This window comes from Yersinia sp. LJYL362 (assembly GCF_048323875.1).
The window spans coordinates 20,058-41,250 of the sequence record NZ_JBLWEX010000295.1; the positions used below are offsets into that span (position 1 = coordinate 20,058).

Consider the following 21,193-nt stretch of genomic DNA (forward strand, 5'->3'; position numbering starts at 1 on the left):
GTAATCTCCTGTTATATTTGCCTGTCGGCATGCGTGCTTAACATTTTCCGAAACTGACCGTCGTGGTAACTAGACGCCCAGTTCTTGGTACAATCGCTTACACGCAGTGCCATCTTCACGGAACAGATGACAACGGTATGGCGGCAGACCGATGGCGAATGTTGCACCTTCTTCTACCAGCACCACGTCGTTCTGGCGGTAGACCAGGTTTTGACGTATTGCAGGGATTTGGATGTGAATTTGAGTCTCATTACCCAGTTGCTCTACCACCTGAATTTCACCTTCCAGCGTGACTTCAGAGGCACTGCTTGGCAGCAGATGTTCCGGGCGGATACCCAAAGACATATTTGCACCGACATGAACTCGCTCACCTTCCACCGGCAGCCACACTAATTGGCCATTAGGATTTGGCAGTTCGATCTGCACTTGATGAGGTTCAACGGCGGTCACTTTAACCGGTAAAAAATTCATTTTTGGCGAGCCGATAAAGCCCGCAACAAAGCGGTTGGCTGGATAGTGGTACAGTTCCAGTGGCTTACCGACTTGCGCCACATTGCCGGCATCCAGCACCACAATTTTGTCGGCCAAGGTCATGGCTTCGACCTGATCGTGGGTGACGTAAATCATGGTGCGTTGCAGGCGCTTATGGAGGCGTGATATCTCAATGCGCATCTGCACTCGTAGTGCCGCATCCAGGTTGGAAAGCGGTTCATCAAGCAGGAAGACATCCGGCTCGGCGACCAAGGTACGGCCGATGGCCACACGCTGACGCTGACCACCTGATAGCGCTTTAGGTCGGCGTTCCAGCAGGTGAGCCAGTTGCAGCACTTCAGCTACCTGATTCACCCGTTGGTTAATTTCTGCTTTCTTCGCACCGGCCAACTTCAGGCCGAAAGACATGTTTTCTGCTACAGATAAATGGGGATAAAGCGCATATGACTGAAACACCATGCCAATACCGCGCTCTGACGGTGGCACTTCATTCATCCGTTTACCGCCAATCAACAACTCACCCGAGGTAATATCCTCAAGACCGGCAATCATCCGCAGTAGCGTTGACTTTCCGCACCCGGATGGACCAACAAAGACAACAAACTCACCGTCATCGATTTCCAAATTAATATTTTTGGAAATCACAGCCTCACCAAAGGCCTTATAAACGCCGCTCAGCGTTACATTAGCCATCTGTTACTCCTTCGCTTACGCAAACAACTTTTCATATGAACCTGACTGAAGAAAAATGGCGGAAGCAAATTCCGGCATGACCCATCGATTACTCCCAGTCCCCTGATGACTCTCTTGCTGCGCGCCGTACCGCCATGCCTAAGCAAGGTTGCCCCGGACGACGTCGCGGCCTGAGTATAGGGCCGCACGTTGGTTAACGCTGCAACGTCCTGATCTACCTGGGTAATAATTAACCGAACAACCACATTTGGTTGGTGACGCTGTTTCAATGGTGCTGACACTGTTTCAATGACTGCGTCGCTTTCAATGACGGTGCCGCTTTCAATGACGGCGATAATGCGGGAGTAGCACTATTTGGTAATCATCCGTAACAAAGTTTTTCATGGGGGAGGAGATGGGAGGATGAGGGAACGACCACTGCGAGCAGAAGTTCCATCACAAATACAAATACGTGACCTGACACGCAAATTTCGACCTACATTATTGTGTCTGACACCACAGAATAGGCTGCAGTGTTAAGTCGATCACAATAACTCGTTGGGGGGCGTAGAGAGGGGGAGGATGATGCTGTATCTAGTTGTGACTCAATATGTCAGCGTAATGTATTAGTCCCTGTAATAAATGCATGAATGACTCACAAGAAAGTCGGTACCCACAAAATTGGATAAAAGGATTGGATTATGACTCGCAGCTTCACAAAATCCGGCATTGGTAAGACCGCACGTGTTTTGGCCCTTTCAGCGTTAACCACACTGGTGCTCTCTTCCTCTGCTTTTGCCAAGATTGAAGAAGGTAAACTGGTTATCTGGATTAATGGCGATAAAGGTTATAACGGGTTGGCGGAAGTCGGTAAGAAATTTGAAAAAGACACCGGCATCAAAGTCACTATCGAGCACCCAGATAAACTGGAAGAAAAATTCCCACAAGTGGCTGCGACTGGTGATGGCCCAGACATTATCTTCTGGGCACATGACCGCTTTGGTGGCTACGCGCAATCTGGTTTGCTGGCCGAATTGCACCCATCTAAAGCTTTCCAGGACAAACTGTTCCCATTCACTTGGGACGCCGTGCGCTTTAATGGCAAACTGATTGGTTACCCAGTGGCGGTCGAAGCACTGTCTCTGATTTATAACAAAGACCTGATCAAAGAAGCACCGAAGACCTGGGAAGAGATTCCTGCACTGGATACCACCCTGCGTGCGAATGGCAAGAGTGCCATCATGTGGAACCTGCAAGAACCCTACTTCACCTGGCCACTTATCGCCGCTGACGGCGGTTATGCCTTCAAATCTGAAAACGGCGTCTATGATGTCAAAAACGTCGGCGTGAATAATGCTGGTGCTAAAGCCGGCCTGCAATTTATTGTCGATCTGGTGAAGAACAAACACATCAATGCTGATACTGATTACTCCATCGCAGAAGCGGCCTTTAACAAAGGCGAAACCGCGATGACCATCAATGGCCCGTGGGCATGGTCTAACATTGATAAGAGCAAAATCAATTACGGTGTGACGTTGCTGCCAACCTTCCACGGCCAACCTTCCAAGCCGTTCGTGGGTGTTCTGACTGCCGGTATTAACGCTGCCAGCCCGAACAAAGAACTGGCGACTGAATTCCTGGAAAACTATCTGATAACTGACCAAGGCCTGGCTGAAGTCAATAAAGATAAGCCTCTGGGCGCTGTTGCACTGAAATCATTCCAAGAGCAATTGGCAAAAGATCCACGTATTGCGGCAACTATGGCTAACGCCACCAAAGGCGAAATCATGCCAAATATTCCGCAAATGGCCGCCTTCTGGTATGCAACCCGCAGTGCGGTATTGAACGCCATCAGTGGGCGTCAAACCGTGGAAGCTGCATTGAACGACGCAGCAGCCCGTATCGTTAAGTAACTGTTTCACCTGCAAAAGGGGCGCGGTTCGCCGTGCCCCGACACTGTTTTCAGTCGTAGAAGTCGCTAATAGAATGAGCTTAAGGGAACATTATGCAGTTATCCCACACCGAATACCAAAGCCGTAAAAAGAAAACCGCCTGGTGGCAAAGTGATGCGCTTAAGTGGCTTATTATCAGCATATTAAGCTTATTCACCTGCTATTTAATCGTGTTGATGTATTCTCAGGGCGAATATCTTTTTGCCATCGTGACGCTGATTCTGGTGACTCTGGGGCTGTACGTTTTTGCTAATCGCCGTGCTTATGCCTGGCGCTATGTTTACCCCGGCGTAGCAGGGATGGGGCTATTTGTTCTGTTCCCCTTGATTTGCACTATTGCTATTGCCTTTACCAATTACAGCAGTACTAACCAATTAACCTTTGAACGCGCCCAATCAGTATTACTGGATAGACAATTCCAAACCGGTAAAACCTACACTTTTGGTCTTTACCCCAGCGACAACCAATGGCGTTTACAACTGACTAACCCAGATGATAGTAACGTACTGATTTCCGAGCCTTTCAGCTTTGATGCGATCAATGGACAGTTACTACACCTTGCCCCTGCCAGCGCTGAACAGACTGGCGAGCGTGCTTCATTGCGTATTATTACCCAAAATCGTCAGGCACTGAGTGGCGTGGTGGCCGTCTTGCCCAATGGGGGTGAGCTACGCATGAGTTCACTGCGTCAATTCGCCGAAACCAGCCCGCTTTACATATTGGCTGCTGACGGTAAAGAACTCAAAAATCAGCAGACAGGTGTGATATATCGACCAAACCTTGATACTGGCTTTTACCAGGCAATCAATGCTGACGGTCAGTGGGAAAATGAAAAACTCAGCCCCGGTTTTACTATCACCATCGGCTGGAAAAACTTCCTGCGGGTACTGCAAGATGAAGGTATCCAAAAGCCCTTTATCTCGATCTTTATCTGGACCATCCTCTTCTCAGTCTTGAGTGTCATCCTGACCGTTGCCGTCGGTATGGTGCTGGCCTGCGTGGTGCAATGGGATGCCCTGAAAGGTAAAGCTATCTATCGCGTGCTACTGATATTGCCTTACGCGGTTCCGTCATTTATCTCAATTTTGATCTTCAAAGGGTTATTTAACCAAAGCTTCGGGGAAATTAACCTGATGCTTAATCAGTTATTTGGTATCAAACCCGAATGGTTCAGTGACCCAATTACTGCCAAAAGTATGATTTTGATTGTGAATACCTGGCTGGGTTATCCCTACATGATGATCCTCTGTATGGGGCTGTTGAAAGCCATTCCTGATGACTTATATGAAGCATCAGCTATGGATGGTGCCGGGCCTTTCCAGAACTTTTTCCGTATCACCTTCCCGTTGCTGATTAAGCCGCTGACCCCGCTCATGATTGCCAGTTTTGCCTTTAACTTTAATAACTTCGTTCTGATTCAGTTATTAACCCGAGGCGGCCCGGATATGATTGGCACCAGTACCCCTGCGGGATATACCGATTTGCTGGTTAACTATACCTATCGTGTCGCCTTTGAAGGTGGAGGTGGGCAAGACTTCGGGCTGGCAGCGGCAATTGCAACACTGATTTTCATTCTGGTAGGCGCACTTGCGATACTGAATTTGAAAGCCAGCAAAATGAATTTTGACTAAGGAGGAGATGCAGATGGCTATGGTTCAACCTAAATCCCAGCGTTTGCGTCTATTTGGCACTCATTTCTTAATGCTGTGCTTTATCGCGCTGATTATGTTTCCGCTACTGATGGTGATTACCATTTCACTGCGGCCCGGTAACTTTGCCACTGGCAGCCTGATCCCGGATCAAATCTCCTGGGAACACTGGAAACTGGCTCTGGGCATGAGTGTCACCCATGCTGATGGTAGCGTGACACCGCCGCCATTCCCGGTGATGTTATGGCTGTGGAACTCAGTCAAAATTGCGGTGATTACCGCCATTGGTATTGTCACCCTATCCACCACTTGTGCTTACGCCTTTGCCCGTATGCGTTTTCGCGGCAAAGACACCCTGCTGAAAAGTATGCTGATTTTCCAGATGTTCCCTGCGGTGCTGTCACTGGTGGCGTTATATGCCCTGTTCGACCGCCTCGGGCAATATATGCCGTTTATTGGGCTGAATACCCACGGCGGCGTAATTTTTGCTTATATGGGAGGGATTGCCCTGCATGTTTGGACCATCAAAGGCTATTTCGAAACCATTGATAACTCATTGGAAGAAGCCGCCGCTCTGGATGGCGCTACGCCATGGCAAGCTTTCAGACTAGTGCTGTTGCCACTGTCAGTACCGATTTTAGCTGTGGTCTTTATTCTGTCGTTTATTGCCGCGATTACCGAAGTCCCGGTCGCGTCACTGCTGTTGCGCGATGTGGACAGCTACACTCTGGCAGTGGGTATGCAGCAATACTTGAACCCGCAAAACTATCTGTGGGGCGATTTTGCCGCTGCCGCCGTGTTATCAGCCATTCCTATCACCGCCGTCTTCTTACTGGCGCAACGCTGGCTGGTCGGTGGCCTCACGGCAGGTGGAGTGAAAGGTTAAATTGATGCTAAAGGGGTGACTGTTCCTACGGGCGCTCCGGTGGCTTACGCCACTACGACCCGAACGGAACATTTCCCCTTCTATCCGAATTATCAGTTATCTAAATTTATGCCGCTGCTTCACTTGCTGTATTTTCCCTCTGGTACTGTGTCTTTAGGGCGGCCGTAATGGCCGCCATTTTTATTCTCTTTTCAATCTTTCGGTATTGGCTAAATACAAAGTCACCACCAGCAATAATATCGAGCCGGAATAAATCAGCGTATCAATTGGATTCTCATGATCGACAATGATCAAGCGGATAATTGCGGTGATCCCGATATAAATAAAATAGCGCAGTGGGAAGTGATAGCCAGACTCAAAGTACTTAACAATCAATGCGATAAACTCGAAGTACAAAAAGTAGATCACAATCCCTTCAATCAGCATGTAAGAAGACGCATCCTGATTATTGACGAATAAAACCTTGCCAAGATGGAAGGTTTCTTTTATCAGAAAGACCACCAAAATAGCGGCTAATACAATCAACCCCACATTCAGTAAACGCTGTAGATTTTTGGCTATCCACTGTGAGCGCGAATTTTTGGCCATAAATACTCCTATTGAAAGTAGGTGAAATGATCCGGGCCGAAAAAAAGCCCCTTACATCAGTAAGGGGCTAATAAGCACGGATCAAAGAGCTTAGCCCGTTAGCTTAACGCCAGCTCTTGAAACGGTTAATCAACGCATTGGTAGAACTGTCATGGCTGGTGACTTTTTCATCACCTGCCAGTTCTGGCAAAATACGATTCGCCAGTTGTTTACCCAGCTCTACACCCCATTGGTCGAAGGAGTAGATATTCAGGATAACCCCTTGCGTGAAGATCTTGTGCTCATACAACGCAATCAATGCACCCAAGCTGAACGGCGTGATTTCGCGCAGCAAGATAGAGTTGGTTGGGCGGTTACCTTCGAACACTTTGAATGGTGCAACATGAGCCACTTGCTCAGGTGTTTTGCCAGCTGCAGCAAATTCTGCTTCAACTTCTGCCAGTGATTTACCGAAAGCCAGCGCTTCGGTTTGTGCAAAGAAGTTAGACAGCAGTTTCGCGTGATGGTCACTCAGTGGATTATGACTGATAGCCGGTGCGATAAAGTCACAAGGAACCAATTTGGTGCCTTGATGGATCAACTGATAAAACGCATGCTGACCATTGGTGCCTGGCTCACCCCAAATAATTGGGCCAGTCTGGTAATCAACTGGTTTACCATCACGGCCAACATATTTACCGTTGGATTCCATATTGCCCTGCTGGAAGTAAGCCGGGAAACGGTGCATATACTGATCATATGGCAGGATGGCTTCGGTTTCTGCGCCAAAGAAATTGTTGTACCAGATACCAATCAACGCCAGCAGAATCGGCAAGTTCTTCTCAGCCGGAGTTTCCGCAAAGTGTTTGTCCATAGCATGTGCACCACTGAGCAGTTGTTCGAAGTTCTCGAAACCAACCGACAGCGCGATAGACAAGCCAATCGCAGACCACAGCGAATAACGGCCACCGACCCAATCCCAGAACTCAAACATATTGTTGGTATCAATACCAAACTCGCCTACTGCTTTGGCGTTGGTCGACAATGCCGCAAAGTGTTTAGCAACATGTTTCTCATCACTCGCGGTAGACAAGAACCAGTCACGCGCGCTGTGGGCGTTAGTCATGGTTTCTTGAGTGGTAAAGGTTTTTGATGCGACCAGGAATAGCGTGGTTTCTGGGTTCAGCGGTTTCAACGTTTCAGCAATATGAGTGCCATCCACGTTAGAAACGAAATGCATATTCAGATGATTTTTATACGGGCGCAGCGCTTCGGTCACCATGTAAGGGCCGAGATCTGAACCACCGATACCGATATTCACCACATCAGTAATCGCTTTGCCGGTATAGCCTTTCCATTCGCCGCCAATCACGCGGTCACAGAACTGTTTCATTTTAGCCAGTACTGCGTTTACTTCTGGCATCACATCTTTGCCATCGACCACAATCGGCGTATTACTGCGGTTACGCAGAGCAATATGCAGCACGGCACGGTCTTCGGTGCGATTGATTTTCTCACCAGAGAACATCGCTTTAATTGCACCAGCCAGATCAGTTTCTTTAGCCAGAGCTTGCAGTTTTTCCATGGTTTCGCTGGTAATGCGATTTTTGGAGAAATCCACCAGCATTTGATCGTCAAAAGTCGCTGAGAACTTGTTAAAACGCTGGTCGTCCTTGGCAAACAGACTGCTGATAGTGACATCTTTCATCTGTTCAAAGTGTTGCTGTAACGCTTTCCAGGCAGCGGTTTGACTAGGATTAATATTTTTCATAGCGGCGCTCTTCTAGGCTTAAGGATTAATGAAACGAATACCTTGATTGTATCCTGTTACCCTGTGATTGAGATCTCTTTTCTTGCGATAGGTATTATCTCTCGAAACAACTATTGATCTGATCCATGTTTCTCAATACCTCGGTTCATCTTAAGATTTTTAATCATAATCTGAAGACCTTCAATCATAGCAGTCGCTCACATTCAGGCCAGTATCCAATCAATTTAGTGATATGAGGGAGCATATTATTAAATATGAAAATACCTCATGGCCATTTCATTGACAGAAAGTGGATAACCCGTTATTTCCTTGTACAGAGAAAAATACAGCCGACCACCCGAGATGGCATCTGACACGAGGTTTTTTTAGATGATTTCCGCTTCACAACGACAGGCTTCACAACAACAGACTGCTCGCAGCGCCCCAACCCCAACTGTCGTCGCCAAATTTGGTGGTACCAGTGTGGCTGATTTTGATGCCATGAGCCGCAGCGCTGACGTAGTTTTATCGAACCCGGATGTTCGTTTGGTGATTCTGTCGGCTTCGGCCGGGATTACCAATCTGTTGGTCGCGCTGGCCGATGGTTGCGAACAGGAAACACGCGCCATTCATTTAGATGAAATCCGCCGCATTCAATACAGCATTCTCGCTAAACTTTCCGACCCAGCCGTTATTCGCGAAGAAATTGACCGCATGCTGGAGAACATTGCCATGCTGTCAGAGGCGGCCAGTCTGGCGACCTCGGCAGCACTGACGGATGAACTGGTCAGCCACGGCGAATTAATGTCGACATTATTGTTTGTCGAACTGTTGCGCCAACGCCAGGTGGCGGTGGAATGGTTTGATGTACGTAAAATTATGCGCACCAATGATCGCTTTGGCCGTGCCGAGCCAGATACCCATGCATTAGCCGAACTGGCCCAGACCCAATTAGCGCCACGTATCGAGCACGCCATTATCGTAACGCAAGGTTTTATTGGTAGCGAAAGTAAAGGTCGCACCACCACGCTAGGCCGAGGGGGCAGTGATTACACTGCTGCATTGTTGGGGGAAGCGCTGAATGTCAGCCGCATTGATATCTGGACGGATGTTCCAGGGATTTATAGCACTGACCCGCGCGTAGTTCCCGGTGCAAAACGTATTGATAAAATCGCTTTTGAAGAAGCTGCTGAAATGGCGACTTTTGGTGCCAAAGTGCTGCACCCGGCAACTTTATTACCGGCCGTGCGTAGTGATATCCCGGTGTTTGTCGGATCGAGCAAAGATCCCGAAGCTGGCGGCACCTTAGTGTGCAATGAAACTTACAACCCTCCGCTGTTCCGAGCTTTAGCATTACGCCGCAAACAAACCCTGCTAACCCTGCATAGCCTGAATATGCTGCACGCACGCGGTTTTCTGGCCGAAGTTTTTAACATTCTGGCACGCCACAATATCTCGGTTGATTTGATAACCACCTCCGAAGTGAGTGTAGCGCTGACACTAGATACGACCGGCTCGACATCGACTGGCGATAGCTTGTTGACCAGCTCATTGTTGACCGAGCTCTCCTCCCTGTGCCGGGTTGAAGTGGAAGAAAATCTGGCATTGGTGGCAATTATCGGAAACAACCTGTCGCAAGCCTGCGGGGTGGGTAAAGAGGTGTTTGGCGTGTTAGACCCATTCAATATCCGCATGATTTGTTATGGAGCAAGCAGCCACAACCTATGCTTCCTGGTACCGGGCACTGATGCAGAGAAAGTGGTACAAACGCTGCATCACAATCTCTTTGAATAACTGATTATTTGAACAACTGAATTGTTTAAATAATCAGCAATAAAGTAATGTGCTTTTATAACAAACCGGGCGCTTTCGTCCGGTTTTCTTATCTCTGACACTGACGATTAAGGACACTCGCTTCATGTTAGCCAAAATCACTCGGCTGTTCCCACTCTGGGCATTATTGCTCTCAGTTGCGGCCTATTTCCGCCCAACAACCTTTGTCGGTATTGGCCCGTATGTTGGCCCACTATTGATGCTTATTATGTTTACTATGGGAGTCACCCTGCGGTTGGATGATTTCAAACGCGTGTTATCGCGCCCAGCACCGGTTGCGGCGGCAACATTCCTGCATTATCTGATTATGCCGCTCACCGCCTGGGTTCTGGCAATCTTATTCCGTATGCCACCCGATCTGTCTGCCGGTATGGTATTGGTCGGCAGTGTTGCCAGCGGAACAGCATCCAATGTCATGATTTATCTGGCGAAAGGTGATGTGGCACTCTCCGTGACTATCTCTGCGGTTTCAACCTTGGTAGGCGTGTTCGCTACCCCACTACTGACCCGTTTATATGTGGATGCCACCATCAGTGTGGATGTGGTTGGGATGCTAAAAAGTATTCTGCAAATCGTAGTTATCCCTATTACTGCGGGCCTGATTGTCCATCATACCTTTACTAAAACAGTCAAACGTATCGAGCCTTATCTGCCAGCAATGTCGATGGTCTGTATTGTCGCCATTATTAGTGCGGTAGTCGCCGGTAGTCAGAGCCACATTGCTTCTGTCGGTTTCGTGGTGATTATTGCAGTTATTCTGCATAACGGTATTGGCCTGTTAAGCGGATACTGGGGTGGGAAACTGTTTGGTTTTGATGAGTCAACCTGCCGCACATTGGCGATTGAAGTCGGGATGCAAAACTCAGGATTAGCAGCGACTCTGGGTAAAATTTACTTCTCCCCTCTGGCCGCACTGCCAGGCGCGCTGTTCTCGGTTTGGCATAACTTGTCTGGCTCACTGCTGGCAGGTTATTGGTCAGGTAAACCGGTAAATAAAGACAAAGAGTAATCCAGCCTATTCACCATGCCCGTTAAACACGGGCATCTATTTCTTCCATTTTATCTTGCCATGCCCCTCCCGTTAAAATTTAATCAATAACATCCTGCATTGACCTGAATAGAGATTAAATAATTATAAATTTCATTATTTATCTGTCTGCGAATATCAAAAAATTATTATATTTCAGTTTTTCCTGAATATAACTTAATTCCCAAGCCGCCCCGCCGTTTTTACTTATCAGGGACGGTAATAGTGCTGCCCGTAAATTTGACTCAAGGATGGAGACGACTGAGCCTATTCCGCCAGTAAACTCCCCCACAGATATCATGATCAAAAAACGCACCGCATTATGTTTTTTATTGAGCACGGGCGCCTACGCTAATACCACTCCGGGGATGGATATTCCCTCTTCGATCAATGAAGCTCGCCAAAACTTACAGAACAATAGCAATGAGATAAACCACTTAATAGAAGAACGTCGCCAACCTCATGCTAAACAACCTGAAGCAGAAATAGATACGCCTGAAAATAGTGCTCCGGAATTAGACGATAGCGCACAATGCCTTCCTATTAGTGGCATCTATATTCAGGGTATTACCTTATTGACCGCAACAGATTTAGAGTCATTAAGCGTCATACCCGAACAATGTATCAATAGTGAGCATGTCAATCTTCTGGCCCGAGAACTGACTCAACTTTATCTTAGTAAAGGCTATATTACAGCGCGCATCCAGTTTATTCCTCCCGACGAAGAAGATGAACTCGGGGTGGACGTCACAGAAGGCTTTATTGAGAGCATTGAAAGTGATGATCCAGAATTAAATGGTGAAACTATTTTCCCCAATATGCTGGGTCAGCCATTAAATATTAAACAACTTGATCAAAGTTTGGATCAAGCCAACCGTCTGCCTTCCAACAAAATTACCGTAGATATATTACCGGGAAATAAAGCGGGGGGATCAATTCTGAAACTGAGTAATATCCGGACAAAACCGTGGCATCTGACAACCTCTCTTGATAATTATGGTAATAAAAGTACCGGAAAATGGTTGAGCCGCAATGCATTTTCTTTCGATAACCCTCTTGGGCTATCGGATTCCCTCAGTTTGAATATCAGCACCACCACTGATAATCCACAGAAAAATCATAGTAAAGCCTACTCACTATTTTATTCCGTTCCTTACGGTGCACTGACCTTCAGTGGTTTTGGCAGTTATTCCGAATACCTTTATCCGGTGAAATTGCAATTTAATACTATTGAGCTCAAGGGGAAAACCCAGCAGCACGGTTTACGGACTGATTACGTTTTCCATCGCGAACAAGACCAAATTAATGGCTTAAGCGCACAGTTAACCTATAAACAGGCAGAAAACTATTTTAACGATCAAAGAATAGCAGTGAGTAGCCCGACACTGACGGTATTTGAATTAGGCATTAATCACCTTCACATCCTACCAACTGGCATATTCAATATAAATGTGGGTATTGAACAAGGATTATCGTGGTTAGGAGCCGATCAGAATTTAACTGCCAGTTATCAGGATAGCCAATTCACTAAAGTTAAAGCAGCCGTTACTTCCAATCAATATTTCAAACTGTTTGATGACTTCTACCTGTTTAGTAATCAATTCTATGGCCAATATACCCGCGACCGTTTACCGGGCGTTGAATGGTTGAGTATCACCGACAGCAATGCTATTCGCGGCTTTAGTCGCAATACTTTATCTGCCGATAAAGGTTGGTATTTACAAAATACGCTATCCCGCAATTTCTCTCTTGGCAACACCATTATAACGCCACGGTTAGGGGCGGATGTCGGTCGTATTCAGCAATTATCACAAGGCTGGAGCAGCGCTATGGGTTTAAGCGCGGGCATCAATATCAGCTACCGCGATATCAAACTGGATATTGAAGCCAGTCGTGGTCATCTGCTGTCCGGTAAATCAGAAAATAAAGACCCGACTCAAATTCTGGCGCGCTTCTCTTATTCCTTTTAGTTCACCGCTGCCAGTGAAAGCCAATTTTTATCAACACCAAGCAATATGACAAAAATGGAGAAGTAAAAATGAAACAAAATAAGTTCAGGCTCTCCCCGGCAGGAAAACTGGCGGCGGCCGTCGCTATTATTTCAGTATCAGTCGCCACCTGTTATGCAGCGGGCATTGTCGGTGCTGGCGATCCTGCTCATAACCCAGGAGTTAGCTCAATCAATGGCGCTGCGGTAGTCGATATCGTCAAACCCTCGGCCTCCGGTTTATCCCATAACCAATATAATGAATTCAATGTTAGCAAAGAGGGTGCTGTATTTAATAACTCCCTCAGTGCCGGACAGTCACAACTTGCTGGGCAATTATCCGCTAACCAGAATTTAAATGGTCAAGCAGCGAATATTATTCTGAATGAAGTTATCAGCCGTAACCCTTCATTATTATTAGGCAAGCAGGAAGTCTTTGGCATGGCTGCTGACTATATTCTGGCTAACCCTAATGGAATTACCTGTGACGGCTGCGGTTTTATTAATACTACTCGAAACTCACTGGTAGTTGGTAATCCGCTAGTAGACCAAGGTAATTTACAAGGCTTTGACACTCGTAATAACACCAATTTATTAGATATAACAGGTTATACATCAGCAGCTGGGCCAATAGACTTAATTGCGCCACGTATTAATATGTTGGGAGCTGTAGATTCCAGAGAAGGCATTAGTATCATTCTCGGCCAAAACAAAGTGGGTACTGATGGGGAAATACTTGCATCACAAAAATATGTTGGTTCGGCGTACGACAGTAAAATATTTGGCGGTATGCAGGCTGGCAGAATCAGGATAGTTAATACCGCAGAAGGTAATGGAGTCAATATGTCAAATGGGTATATCGCCCGTGACTCGATAGAAATTTCAACACCAGGGAGATTGAATCTTGATGTCGATTTCGATCCAAAGCTAGATTATAACCCGCTCCCCGCAAACTTAACCAGTAAAGATATAACCGTCAACGCCGGTGACATATATACTTCAGGTGATATTATTGAATCATCCTCTGGCGGCATCACGACACAGACACTTGAACGCACTAAAATTGAAGGCTCAAATATTTCTATCATTGCCAAGAAAAAAAATCATCTTAATGCCGCCATTATTGATGGTGAAAATATTGTTATGCAAGGTTCAGATATTAAATTTGGTACAGAAGAAATTACTAATACACAAACCGATGGTTACTCAGAAAAAGGTGGGTGGGGGTTACATAATTGGAGTAAATCTGAAAATAATAAAAATCAACAACAAAGCGTTATTGGAACTACCATCATTGCGGAGAATAATGTCTCACTTGAATCAACTAAAGGGGATATAAAACTATCCGGTTCCTCTGTTGAAGCAGGTAACAACCTTTCAGTTAAAGCCAAAAAAGATTTAAAACTGGATGGGGTTATTGAACAAGACTCCATTCATAAAAAAGGTCATAAATATGTACAAACACGAGAAGATAAATCCTGGAATAACCAAACAGACACCCAAACACTGAATAAAACCACGCTAAAAGCGGGTGGTAATATGGGGCTGACCGCAGAAGGGAAAATGAGTGCCTATGGCGCTAAGGCCTCTGCTGGCGGTAATTTATTAATCAATGCCAATGAAGTAAAAATTGATGTACAAAAAACTAAAAACCAGACAATGACTAACGGCAAGAATGAACAAAACTTAGGTCTGGGTGGCATTGATCACAATAATAACAATAAAAATGCAGAAACCATTCATCGCTCTGAAATAACGGCTGATGGAAAAATTTTGGTTATCGGCAATAAAGGTGTTTCCATTACCGGTAGCCAGGTTAAAGGAACACAGGATGGTTATGTGCAGGCCAGCGAAGGTGGTATTAAAATTGACAATGCCATCAGTACGACGACAACAAAAATAGATGAACGTACCGGTGTCGCCTTTAATATCACCGGCAGCTCTCATAAAGCCAATAATAGTGATGAAACAGTGATAGGCAGTGAATTGGTTTCTGACGCTAATCTTAAAATTATCAGTAAAGATAATGTCGATGTGATTGGCAGTATGGTCAAAAGTGCGGGTGAATTAGGTATTGAGACACTGGGTAACATCAATGTAAAAGCTGCACAAACCCAACAGCAAATAGATGAACAAAAAACCAAACTGACCATCTCCGGCTTCACCAGTGATGATGGTAAACATCAGTATCAAGCAGGCCTGAAGCTAACTCACACTAGCGAAAGTGAGAAAACTGACAGCACCAAAAATCACGCGGCATCACTTGAAGGTAGTAACGTCAAACTAGACGCTAAAAAAGACGTCACCTTCACTGGATCTAATATCACTGCCACCAAAGGCGATGCCGAAATTAAAGGCGAAAATGTTTCATTTGTGGCAGCACAAGACACCCTCTCCAGCGATAAATCCAAAGAAACTGTCGGTGTTGATTTCCACTATACCGGCGGTATGGATAAGGCTGGCAGCGGAGCAAATGTCAGCTATGAAGACACTCAAACAACCACAGATAAATCAGCTGCCGTGGTTTCTAATTCAACAGTTGCAGGTAATCTGAATATCATTGCAACTAAAGATGTGACCAATCAGGGAACTAACCATAGTGTTGGGGGTGCCTATCAGGTTGAGGGAAATAATATCCATAACCTGGCTGCCGAGAACAACGAAATAACGAATACCAAAACTACAAAAGTTGATGTCGGCTATGAGGCTAATATTGCTTATGGCGAAGTCACTCGTCCAATTGAAGATGTGATCAATAATGGGAAAAAACTTGATCTCGGCGGCATGATCGAAGCTGTGGGAGAAATAGGTGCACCCAATGCTGGGGTAGACTTCTCTGCTAAAGGTGGCACCAAAGAGACCCACCTCAATAGCAGTCAATCCGTCGTAACATCAATTAAAGGCGGAAATATTGCGCTCAATGCCGCAGGAGAAGTTAAAGATCAGGGGACAAAATATCAAGCCGATAAAGGTGGCATTACTCTGGATGCAGCGAGCCATACCTCAGAAGCCGCCATTAATAGTTCTGACCGGCATATTACCGAAACCTCTGGCGAGGTGGATATGCGCATTTACACTTCTACCGGTAAAGATATTACTCTGGATGGCAAGGGTAAAGGCGGTTCTACCGACCAACATGTGAAAGGTGATATCGCACAAGTTGGTAGTATGAACGCCGCCAATGGCATCAATATCAACGTCAAACAAGATGCCGTCTATCAAGGTACAAATATCAATGCTGGTGATGGTAAAACAACGATTACTGCGGGTAACAATATTCGCTTTGAGCAAGCGACCAACCACACCAGCGAAAGCCACAATAATGTTGAGGCTAACGCTAAAGCTAATCTCGGTACTAACACCGGCAGTAAAAACTTTGGTGCAGGTTTAGGTGGTGGCAACAGTAAGGGGGAAAGCAGCACCTCAGTTGCTCAAGTCAGCCAATTACAAGGTCAGCAAGGTATTGAGCTGAATGCAGGGAAAGACTTAACCCTGACAGGCACAACATTTGGCAGTAAAGACAAAGCAACGGGTGATGTTCAGTTGATAGCTGGCGGCAAAGTTGATGTGCTGGCCGCACAATCACACGGTTCCAAAGAGGATATGACCTGGTCTGCAAAAGCCAACGCAGGTATCAGTCAAAGTTCTGGGACAGATAAAAATAACAAAGGAATCAGTGCGGGAGCTGAGGTCAAAGTTGCTAATAAAGATGAATCAGCACTCAAGCATCAGGGCAGCATGATCAATAGTAATGGTACGGTAACGGTTAAAGCGGGTAGTCACGATAACCAAGCCATCCATATGCAGAATGCCAATATTACCAGCCAAAAAACCACACTAACGGCTGATAATGGCGGTATCTTGCTGGAATCGGCACAAGACAAAGAGCATAAGAATAACTGGAAATTTACTGTCGGAGCCAATGGTAATCAAAACAGCTCTTTCAATAAAGATGACAAAGGTGTGGTTGATAAACAAAGCAGCGGAAAACTTCATAATATCAGTGCTGAATTGGATGTTAATGTTGAACAGTTAGATGCTGTCATACAGCAAAACACCCATATCAATAGCAACAATATCGTCCTCAACAGTGCCAAAGATGCCGCACTATCTGGGGGCATTCTTAAAGCCAGCAATATGACCGGTGTTATCGGCGGTGACTTGAAAGTACAAAGCCGTGAAGATAGTCGGCATGAAGTGAATGTTAATACCGGCTTTGGTTTCAACCACAGCAATGAGAAACAAGATAGTTTGATTACTCAAGCAGCCGAAATGTCGCCGATTGGTTCAGATAAAGTGAAGAAGACTCTGACCACCAAATCCAATAAGTTATTCGACAAAGTCAAAAAGCAATATGACCAAATATCCAGCAAATTCACCACGAAAGAAGAAGACAATGTCAAAACGCTCAGCTACACCAAAGAGGGCAAAAAAATGACATTAGACGAATCAACAAGTGAAGAAGAAACCAAAGAAAAATGGTGGCAGAAAGGGGCAAAAGCAGTTGGCAAAAAAGTCAAAACCAATGTTCAGGATGAGCAAGTTAAAGGTGGCAATGGAAAAGCCAAAATTGAGGTAGAAGTCGTTGATAATAAAGCTGTAGCAGAACAATCCGCCATTAGCGGTACGCAATCAGTTAATCTCAATGTAGCCGGTAAAACAGAACTCATTGGCGGGAAAATATCCAGTCAAGACAGTGATGTAAATTTACAGACTAACGGCCTGGAACTACAGGATATCAATGGTAAACACACGCAAGGCGGGGCCAGAGTCAATGCCTCGACTAAAATCACCGAGACAATCGGTAGTGGTGTGGGTGAAATGATGGAAGGCAAAACACCTGTACTTGGCGCTCATGGCGGCTCTGAACAGAAAAATGCAGTCGCTGGCGTGACACGAGGCTAAAACCAACTCGTCGCTCCGATTTAGAGTAGATAAAAAAGGAGATAGTCATCATGGCTATCTCCTTTTTATGTTATCGAACGGACTTACCTATCAATCCGCATCGTAACCCAGGTTCGGAGCTAACCAGCGCTCAACCTCGGCAATTGGCATCCCTTTACGGGCAGCGTAATCTTCAACTTGATCTCGCTGAATTTGTGCCACAGCGAAATATTTGCTATCCGGATGACTGAAGTACCAACCCGACACCGATGCCCCTGGCCACATGGCGTAGGATTCCGTCAGTTTCATACCCGTATGAGTTTCCACATCCAGCAACTGCCAGATTTGGCCTTTCTCTGTATGCTCAGGGCAAGCCGGATACCCGGGAGCCGGGCGGATCCCTTGATAATTTTCCCGCACCAACTCTTCGTTGCTCAGATTTTCATTCGGTGAGAAGCCCCAATACACCTTACGTACCCGCTCATGCAGATACTCTGCAAAAGCCTCTGCCAGCCGGTCAGACAGCGCCTTAATCATGATTTTGTTGTAATCATCATGTTGAGCATCATAGGCATCGGCCAGAGCATCCTCTTCCAGCCCGCCGGTAACCGCAAAAGCACCGTAATAATCAGCTTTACCGCTGGATTTAGGTGCGACGTAATCAGCCAGACAATAGTTCGGAAAATCGGTTTTCTCGGTTTGCTGGCGCAAGTGATGGCTAACCACCAGCACTTCATCACGTCTTTCATCGCGATAGATTTCGATGTCATCGCCAACACTGTTGGCCGGAAAAAGCCCGATGACACCTTTTGGATGCAGTAAGCCCTCCGCTGACAGCTTATCCAGCATCTCATTGGCATCAGCAAACAGGCGCTTGGCCTCTTCACCTACCACTTCATCTTCCAGAATACGCGGATACTTGCCCGCCAGCGACCAAGTCATAAAGAATGGCGTCCAGTCGATGTAGTTACGCAAAGTTTCGATGCTGGCCTCCACTGCCTGCACACCTAACTTATGCGCCACTGGCGGAGTGTAATTTTCCCAATCAATAACGGTTTGGTTATCTCGTGCCACTTGCAAACTAACCGGCGGGGTACGTGGTTTTTTTCGCGCATGCTGAATACGGACGGTTTCGTATTCTTTGCGAGTTTTCGCTATAAAATCATCTCGTTGCGTATCAGATAACAAGGCTGAAACTACGCCAACACTGCGAGATGCGTTAGAGACATAAGTGGTGGACCCACTGTAGTTCTGCTCAATTTTAACCGCGGTGTGTGCTTTGGAGGTGGTAGCTCCGCCAATCAGCAGCGGCAAGGTGAAGCCCTGGCGCTCCATCTCTTTGGCGACATTCACCATTTCATCGAGCGATGGCGTAATCAGACCAGATAAACCGATGATATCGACCTTTTCTTCCCGCGCGGTACGCAGAATTTTTTCGGTCGGTACCATCACGCCCAAGTCTATGATTTCATAGTTATTACACTGCAACACCACACCGACAATGTTTTTGCCGATGTCATGCACATCGCCTTTAACCGTCGCCAGCAAGATTTTACCTGCCGTAGTACCTTTCTGTTTACTGGCTTCAATATAAGGTTCGAGATAGGCGACCGCTTGTTTCATCACTCGGGCGGATTTTACCACCTGCGGCAGGAACATTTTCCCCTCACCAAACAAGTCACCCACCACATTCATCCCGGCCATCAATGGCCCTTCGATAACCTCGATTGGCCGGTCAGCCTGCTGACGGGCTTCTTCAGTATCCAACTCAATGAACTCGGTAATCCCTTTAACCAACGAGTATTCCAGGCGTTTTTTCACCGGCCAGCCGCGCCATTCTGCTTGCTGAACCGCCACCTCATCACTCTTACTGCCACGGTATTTTTCTGCCAGATCTAGCAGGCGCTCAGTGCTGTCATCACGACGATTAAGAATGACATCCTCAACTGCATTACGCAGTTCATCTGACAGATCGTCATAGATAGCCAACTGCCCGGCATTGACGATACCCATATCCATTCCATTACGAATGGCGTAATAAAGGAATACCGCGTGAATAGCTTCCCGCACCGGATCATTACCACGGAAGGAGAACGAAACGTTGGAGACACCGCCTGAAATCATGGCATGCGGCAGTTCGGCTTTGATATCGGCACAAGCTTCAATAAAGTCGACGGCGTAGTTGTTATGTTCTTCAATCCCGGTAGCGACGGCGAAAATATTCGGGTCAAAAATAATATCTTCCGGCGGGAAGCCAACGGTTTCAGTCAGAATTTTGTAGGCGCGGCGGCAAATCTCTATCTTGCGCGCGCGCGTATCAGCCTGCCCCTGCTCATCAAACGCCATCACCACCATCGCCGCACCATAGCGCCGCACCAGTTTGGCATGATGAATAAAGGCATCTACACCCTCTTTCATCGAAATGGAGTTAACGATGCCCTTGCCCTGAATACATTTCAGACCTTTTTCGATGACATCCCATTTGGAAGAGTCGATCATAATCGGCACCCGGGCAATATCGGGTTCACCGGCAATCAGATTCAGGAAACGCACCATAGCGGCTTCAGCATCCAACATGCCCTCATCCATATTGATATCGATGATTTGCGCGCCGCTTTCAACCTGCTGACGAGCCACATCGAGCGCTTCGCCATATTTCTCTTCTTTTATCAGCCGCTTAAAGCGGGCCGAACCCGTGACGTTGGTCCGTTCACCGACGTTAACAAACAGTGTGTTGGCATCGATTGTCAGTGGTTCCAGCCCCGCTAAACGGCAAGCGACCGGAATCTCCGGCAACGGGCGTGGTGCAACGCCAGCGACAGCTTTCACCATCGCGGCGATATGACGTGGCGTGGTACCGCAGCACCCGCCGACAATATTTAAAAACCCTGCCCGCGCCCACTCACCAATCTGCTCGGCCATCTCTTTGGCTTCCAGATCATATTCACCAAAGGCATTCGGCAAACCGGCATTCGGGTGCGCACTGACATAATATTCAGAAATTCGTGATAACTCAGCGACATATTGGCGTAGCTCATCCGGCCCTAAAGCGCAGTTCAGGCCAAAAGAGAGCGGCTTCACGTGGCGCAGAGAGTTATAAAAAGCTTCGGTGGTTTGGCCGGATAAAGTACGGCCAGAAGCATCGGTAATGGTGCCGGAGATCATCACCGGTAACAGCACCCCCATAGCTTCAAATTCAGATTCGACAGCAAAGGTGGCAGCTTTGGCATTCAGGGTATCGAAAACCGTTTCAATCATAATTAAATCGACGCCGCCCTCAATCAGAGCACGGGTCGATTCACGATAAGCCTCAACCAACTGATCAAAACTGACATTACGAAATGCCGGATCATTCACTTTCGGTGAGATAGACGCGGTTCGGTTGGTCGGGCCAAGCACCCCGGCAACATAGCGTGGTTTGTCGGGCGTGCGGGCAGTCCATTCATCAGCACAGATACGGGCCAGTCGGGCAGCTTCATAGTTAATTTCAGCTG

The 21,193-nt window shown here is 46.8% G+C and carries 11 protein-coding genes and 1 pseudogene; 7 read left to right on the forward strand and 5 right to left on the reverse strand.

All coding sequences use genetic code 11. The features are described from left to right. Window positions 1-69: 69 nt before the first annotated feature. Together malK and ACNSO8_RS20965 are read right to left on the reverse strand one after the other, a co-directional pair. Complete coding sequence (gene malK, locus ACNSO8_RS20960; protein WP_005165719.1) at window positions 70-1,185, reverse strand: maltose/maltodextrin ABC transporter ATP-binding protein MalK; 1,116 nt, start codon at window positions 1,183-1,185, stop codon at window positions 70-72. A 15-nt stretch (window positions 1,186-1,200) separates the two neighbouring features. Beyond that, a pseudogene (locus ACNSO8_RS20965) lies at window positions 1,201-1,430 on the reverse strand (hypothetical protein). A gap of 435 nt (window positions 1,431-1,865) precedes the next feature. On the opposite strand from ACNSO8_RS20965, the gene malE reads away from it, so the two are divergent. The 3 genes from malE to malG all read left to right on the forward strand — a co-directional run bounded on the left by malE (window position 1,866) and on the right by malG (window position 5,651). Continuing rightward, entirely contained in the window at window positions 1,866-3,077 is a 1,212-nt protein-coding gene (gene malE, locus ACNSO8_RS20970; RefSeq protein WP_005165720.1) for a maltose/maltodextrin ABC transporter substrate-binding protein MalE, read from the forward strand. Between the two features lie 92 nt (window positions 3,078-3,169). Beyond that, window positions 3,170-4,747, forward strand: coding sequence for a maltose ABC transporter permease MalF (gene malF / locus ACNSO8_RS20975; RefSeq protein ID WP_057630290.1), 1,578 nt, complete (start codon window positions 3,170-3,172; stop codon window positions 4,745-4,747). A gap of 13 nt (window positions 4,748-4,760) precedes the next feature. Beyond that, window positions 4,761-5,651 carry a maltose ABC transporter permease MalG gene (malG, locus tag ACNSO8_RS20980; RefSeq protein ID WP_005165723.1) on the forward strand — a complete coding sequence of 297 codons (891 nt, stop codon included), beginning with the start codon at window positions 4,761-4,763 and terminating at the stop codon, window positions 5,649-5,651. Window positions 5,652-5,831: 180 nt separating this feature from the next. Here malG and psiE read toward each other — a convergent pair whose 3' ends face one another. Continuing rightward, window positions 5,832-6,239: a phosphate-starvation-inducible protein PsiE gene (psiE, locus tag ACNSO8_RS20985; protein WP_019080122.1), complete on the reverse strand. Its 408-nt coding sequence runs from the start codon at window positions 6,237-6,239 to the stop codon at window positions 5,832-5,834. A gap of 103 nt (window positions 6,240-6,342) precedes the next feature. Then, on the reverse strand, window positions 6,343-7,989 hold the full coding sequence (pgi, locus tag ACNSO8_RS20990; RefSeq protein WP_019080123.1) for a glucose-6-phosphate isomerase: 1,647 nt from the start codon (window positions 7,987-7,989) through the stop codon (window positions 6,343-6,345). A gap of 369 nt (window positions 7,990-8,358) precedes the next feature. On the opposite strand from pgi, the gene lysC reads away from it, so the two are divergent. The 4 genes from lysC (at window position 8,359) to ACNSO8_RS21010 (ending at window position 17,720) form a co-directional block, all read left to right on the forward strand. Continuing rightward, on the forward strand, window positions 8,359-9,762 hold the full coding sequence (gene lysC, locus ACNSO8_RS20995) for a lysine-sensitive aspartokinase 3 (protein ID WP_019080124.1): 1,404 nt from the start codon (window positions 8,359-8,361) through the stop codon (window positions 9,760-9,762). A 124-nt stretch (window positions 9,763-9,886) separates the two neighbouring features. Continuing rightward, entirely contained in the window at window positions 9,887-10,810 is a 924-nt protein-coding gene (gene panS, locus ACNSO8_RS21000) for a ketopantoate/pantoate/pantothenate transporter PanS (protein ID WP_019082193.1), read from the forward strand. A gap of 317 nt (window positions 10,811-11,127) precedes the next feature. Continuing rightward, the gene (locus ACNSO8_RS21005; protein WP_418395776.1) at window positions 11,128-12,798 is read left to right on the forward strand and encodes a ShlB/FhaC/HecB family hemolysin secretion/activation protein; all 1,671 of its coding nucleotides are present in this window, start codon (window positions 11,128-11,130) and stop codon (window positions 12,796-12,798) included. A gap of 68 nt (window positions 12,799-12,866) precedes the next feature. Further along, window positions 12,867-17,720, forward strand: a complete 4,854-nt coding sequence (locus tag ACNSO8_RS21010; RefSeq protein WP_418395774.1) for a hemagglutinin repeat-containing protein — start codon at window positions 12,867-12,869, stop codon at window positions 17,718-17,720. Window positions 17,721-17,810: 90 nt separating this feature from the next. On the opposite strand, the gene metH is transcribed toward ACNSO8_RS21010, so the two are convergent. Continuing rightward, on the reverse strand, window positions 17,811-21,193 hold a 3,383-nt coding region (gene metH / locus ACNSO8_RS21015), incomplete at its 5' end, for a methionine synthase (protein ID WP_418395775.1).

Bases quoted from the DNA above. Each gene is read 5' to 3' on its own strand.
- malG (WP_005165723.1), top strand. From the start codon at position 4,761: ATGGCTATGGTTCAACCTAAATCCCAGCGTTTGCGTCTATTTGGCACT.
- malE (WP_005165720.1), top strand. From the start codon at position 1,866: ATGACTCGCAGCTTCACAAAATCCGGCATTGGTAAGACCGCACGTGTT.
- panS (WP_019082193.1), top strand. From the start codon at position 9,887: ATGTTAGCCAAAATCACTCGGCTGTTCCCACTCTGGGCATTATTGCTC.
- lysC (WP_019080124.1), top strand. From the start codon at position 8,359: ATGATTTCCGCTTCACAACGACAGGCTTCACAACAACAGACTGCTCGC.
- psiE (WP_019080122.1), bottom strand. From the start codon at position 6,239: ATGGCCAAAAATTCGCGCTCACAGTGGATAGCCAAAAATCTACAGCGT.
- pgi (WP_019080123.1), bottom strand. From the start codon at position 7,989: ATGAAAAATATTAATCCTAGTCAAACCGCTGCCTGGAAAGCGTTACAG.
- ACNSO8_RS21005 (WP_418395776.1), top strand. From the start codon at position 11,128: ATGATCAAAAAACGCACCGCATTATGTTTTTTATTGAGCACGGGCGCC.
- ACNSO8_RS21010 (WP_418395774.1), top strand. From the start codon at position 12,867: ATGAAACAAAATAAGTTCAGGCTCTCCCCGGCAGGAAAACTGGCGGCG.
- malK (WP_005165719.1), bottom strand. From the start codon at position 1,185: ATGGCTAATGTAACGCTGAGCGGCGTTTATAAGGCCTTTGGTGAGGCT.
- malF (WP_057630290.1), top strand. From the start codon at position 3,170: ATGCAGTTATCCCACACCGAATACCAAAGCCGTAAAAAGAAAACCGCC.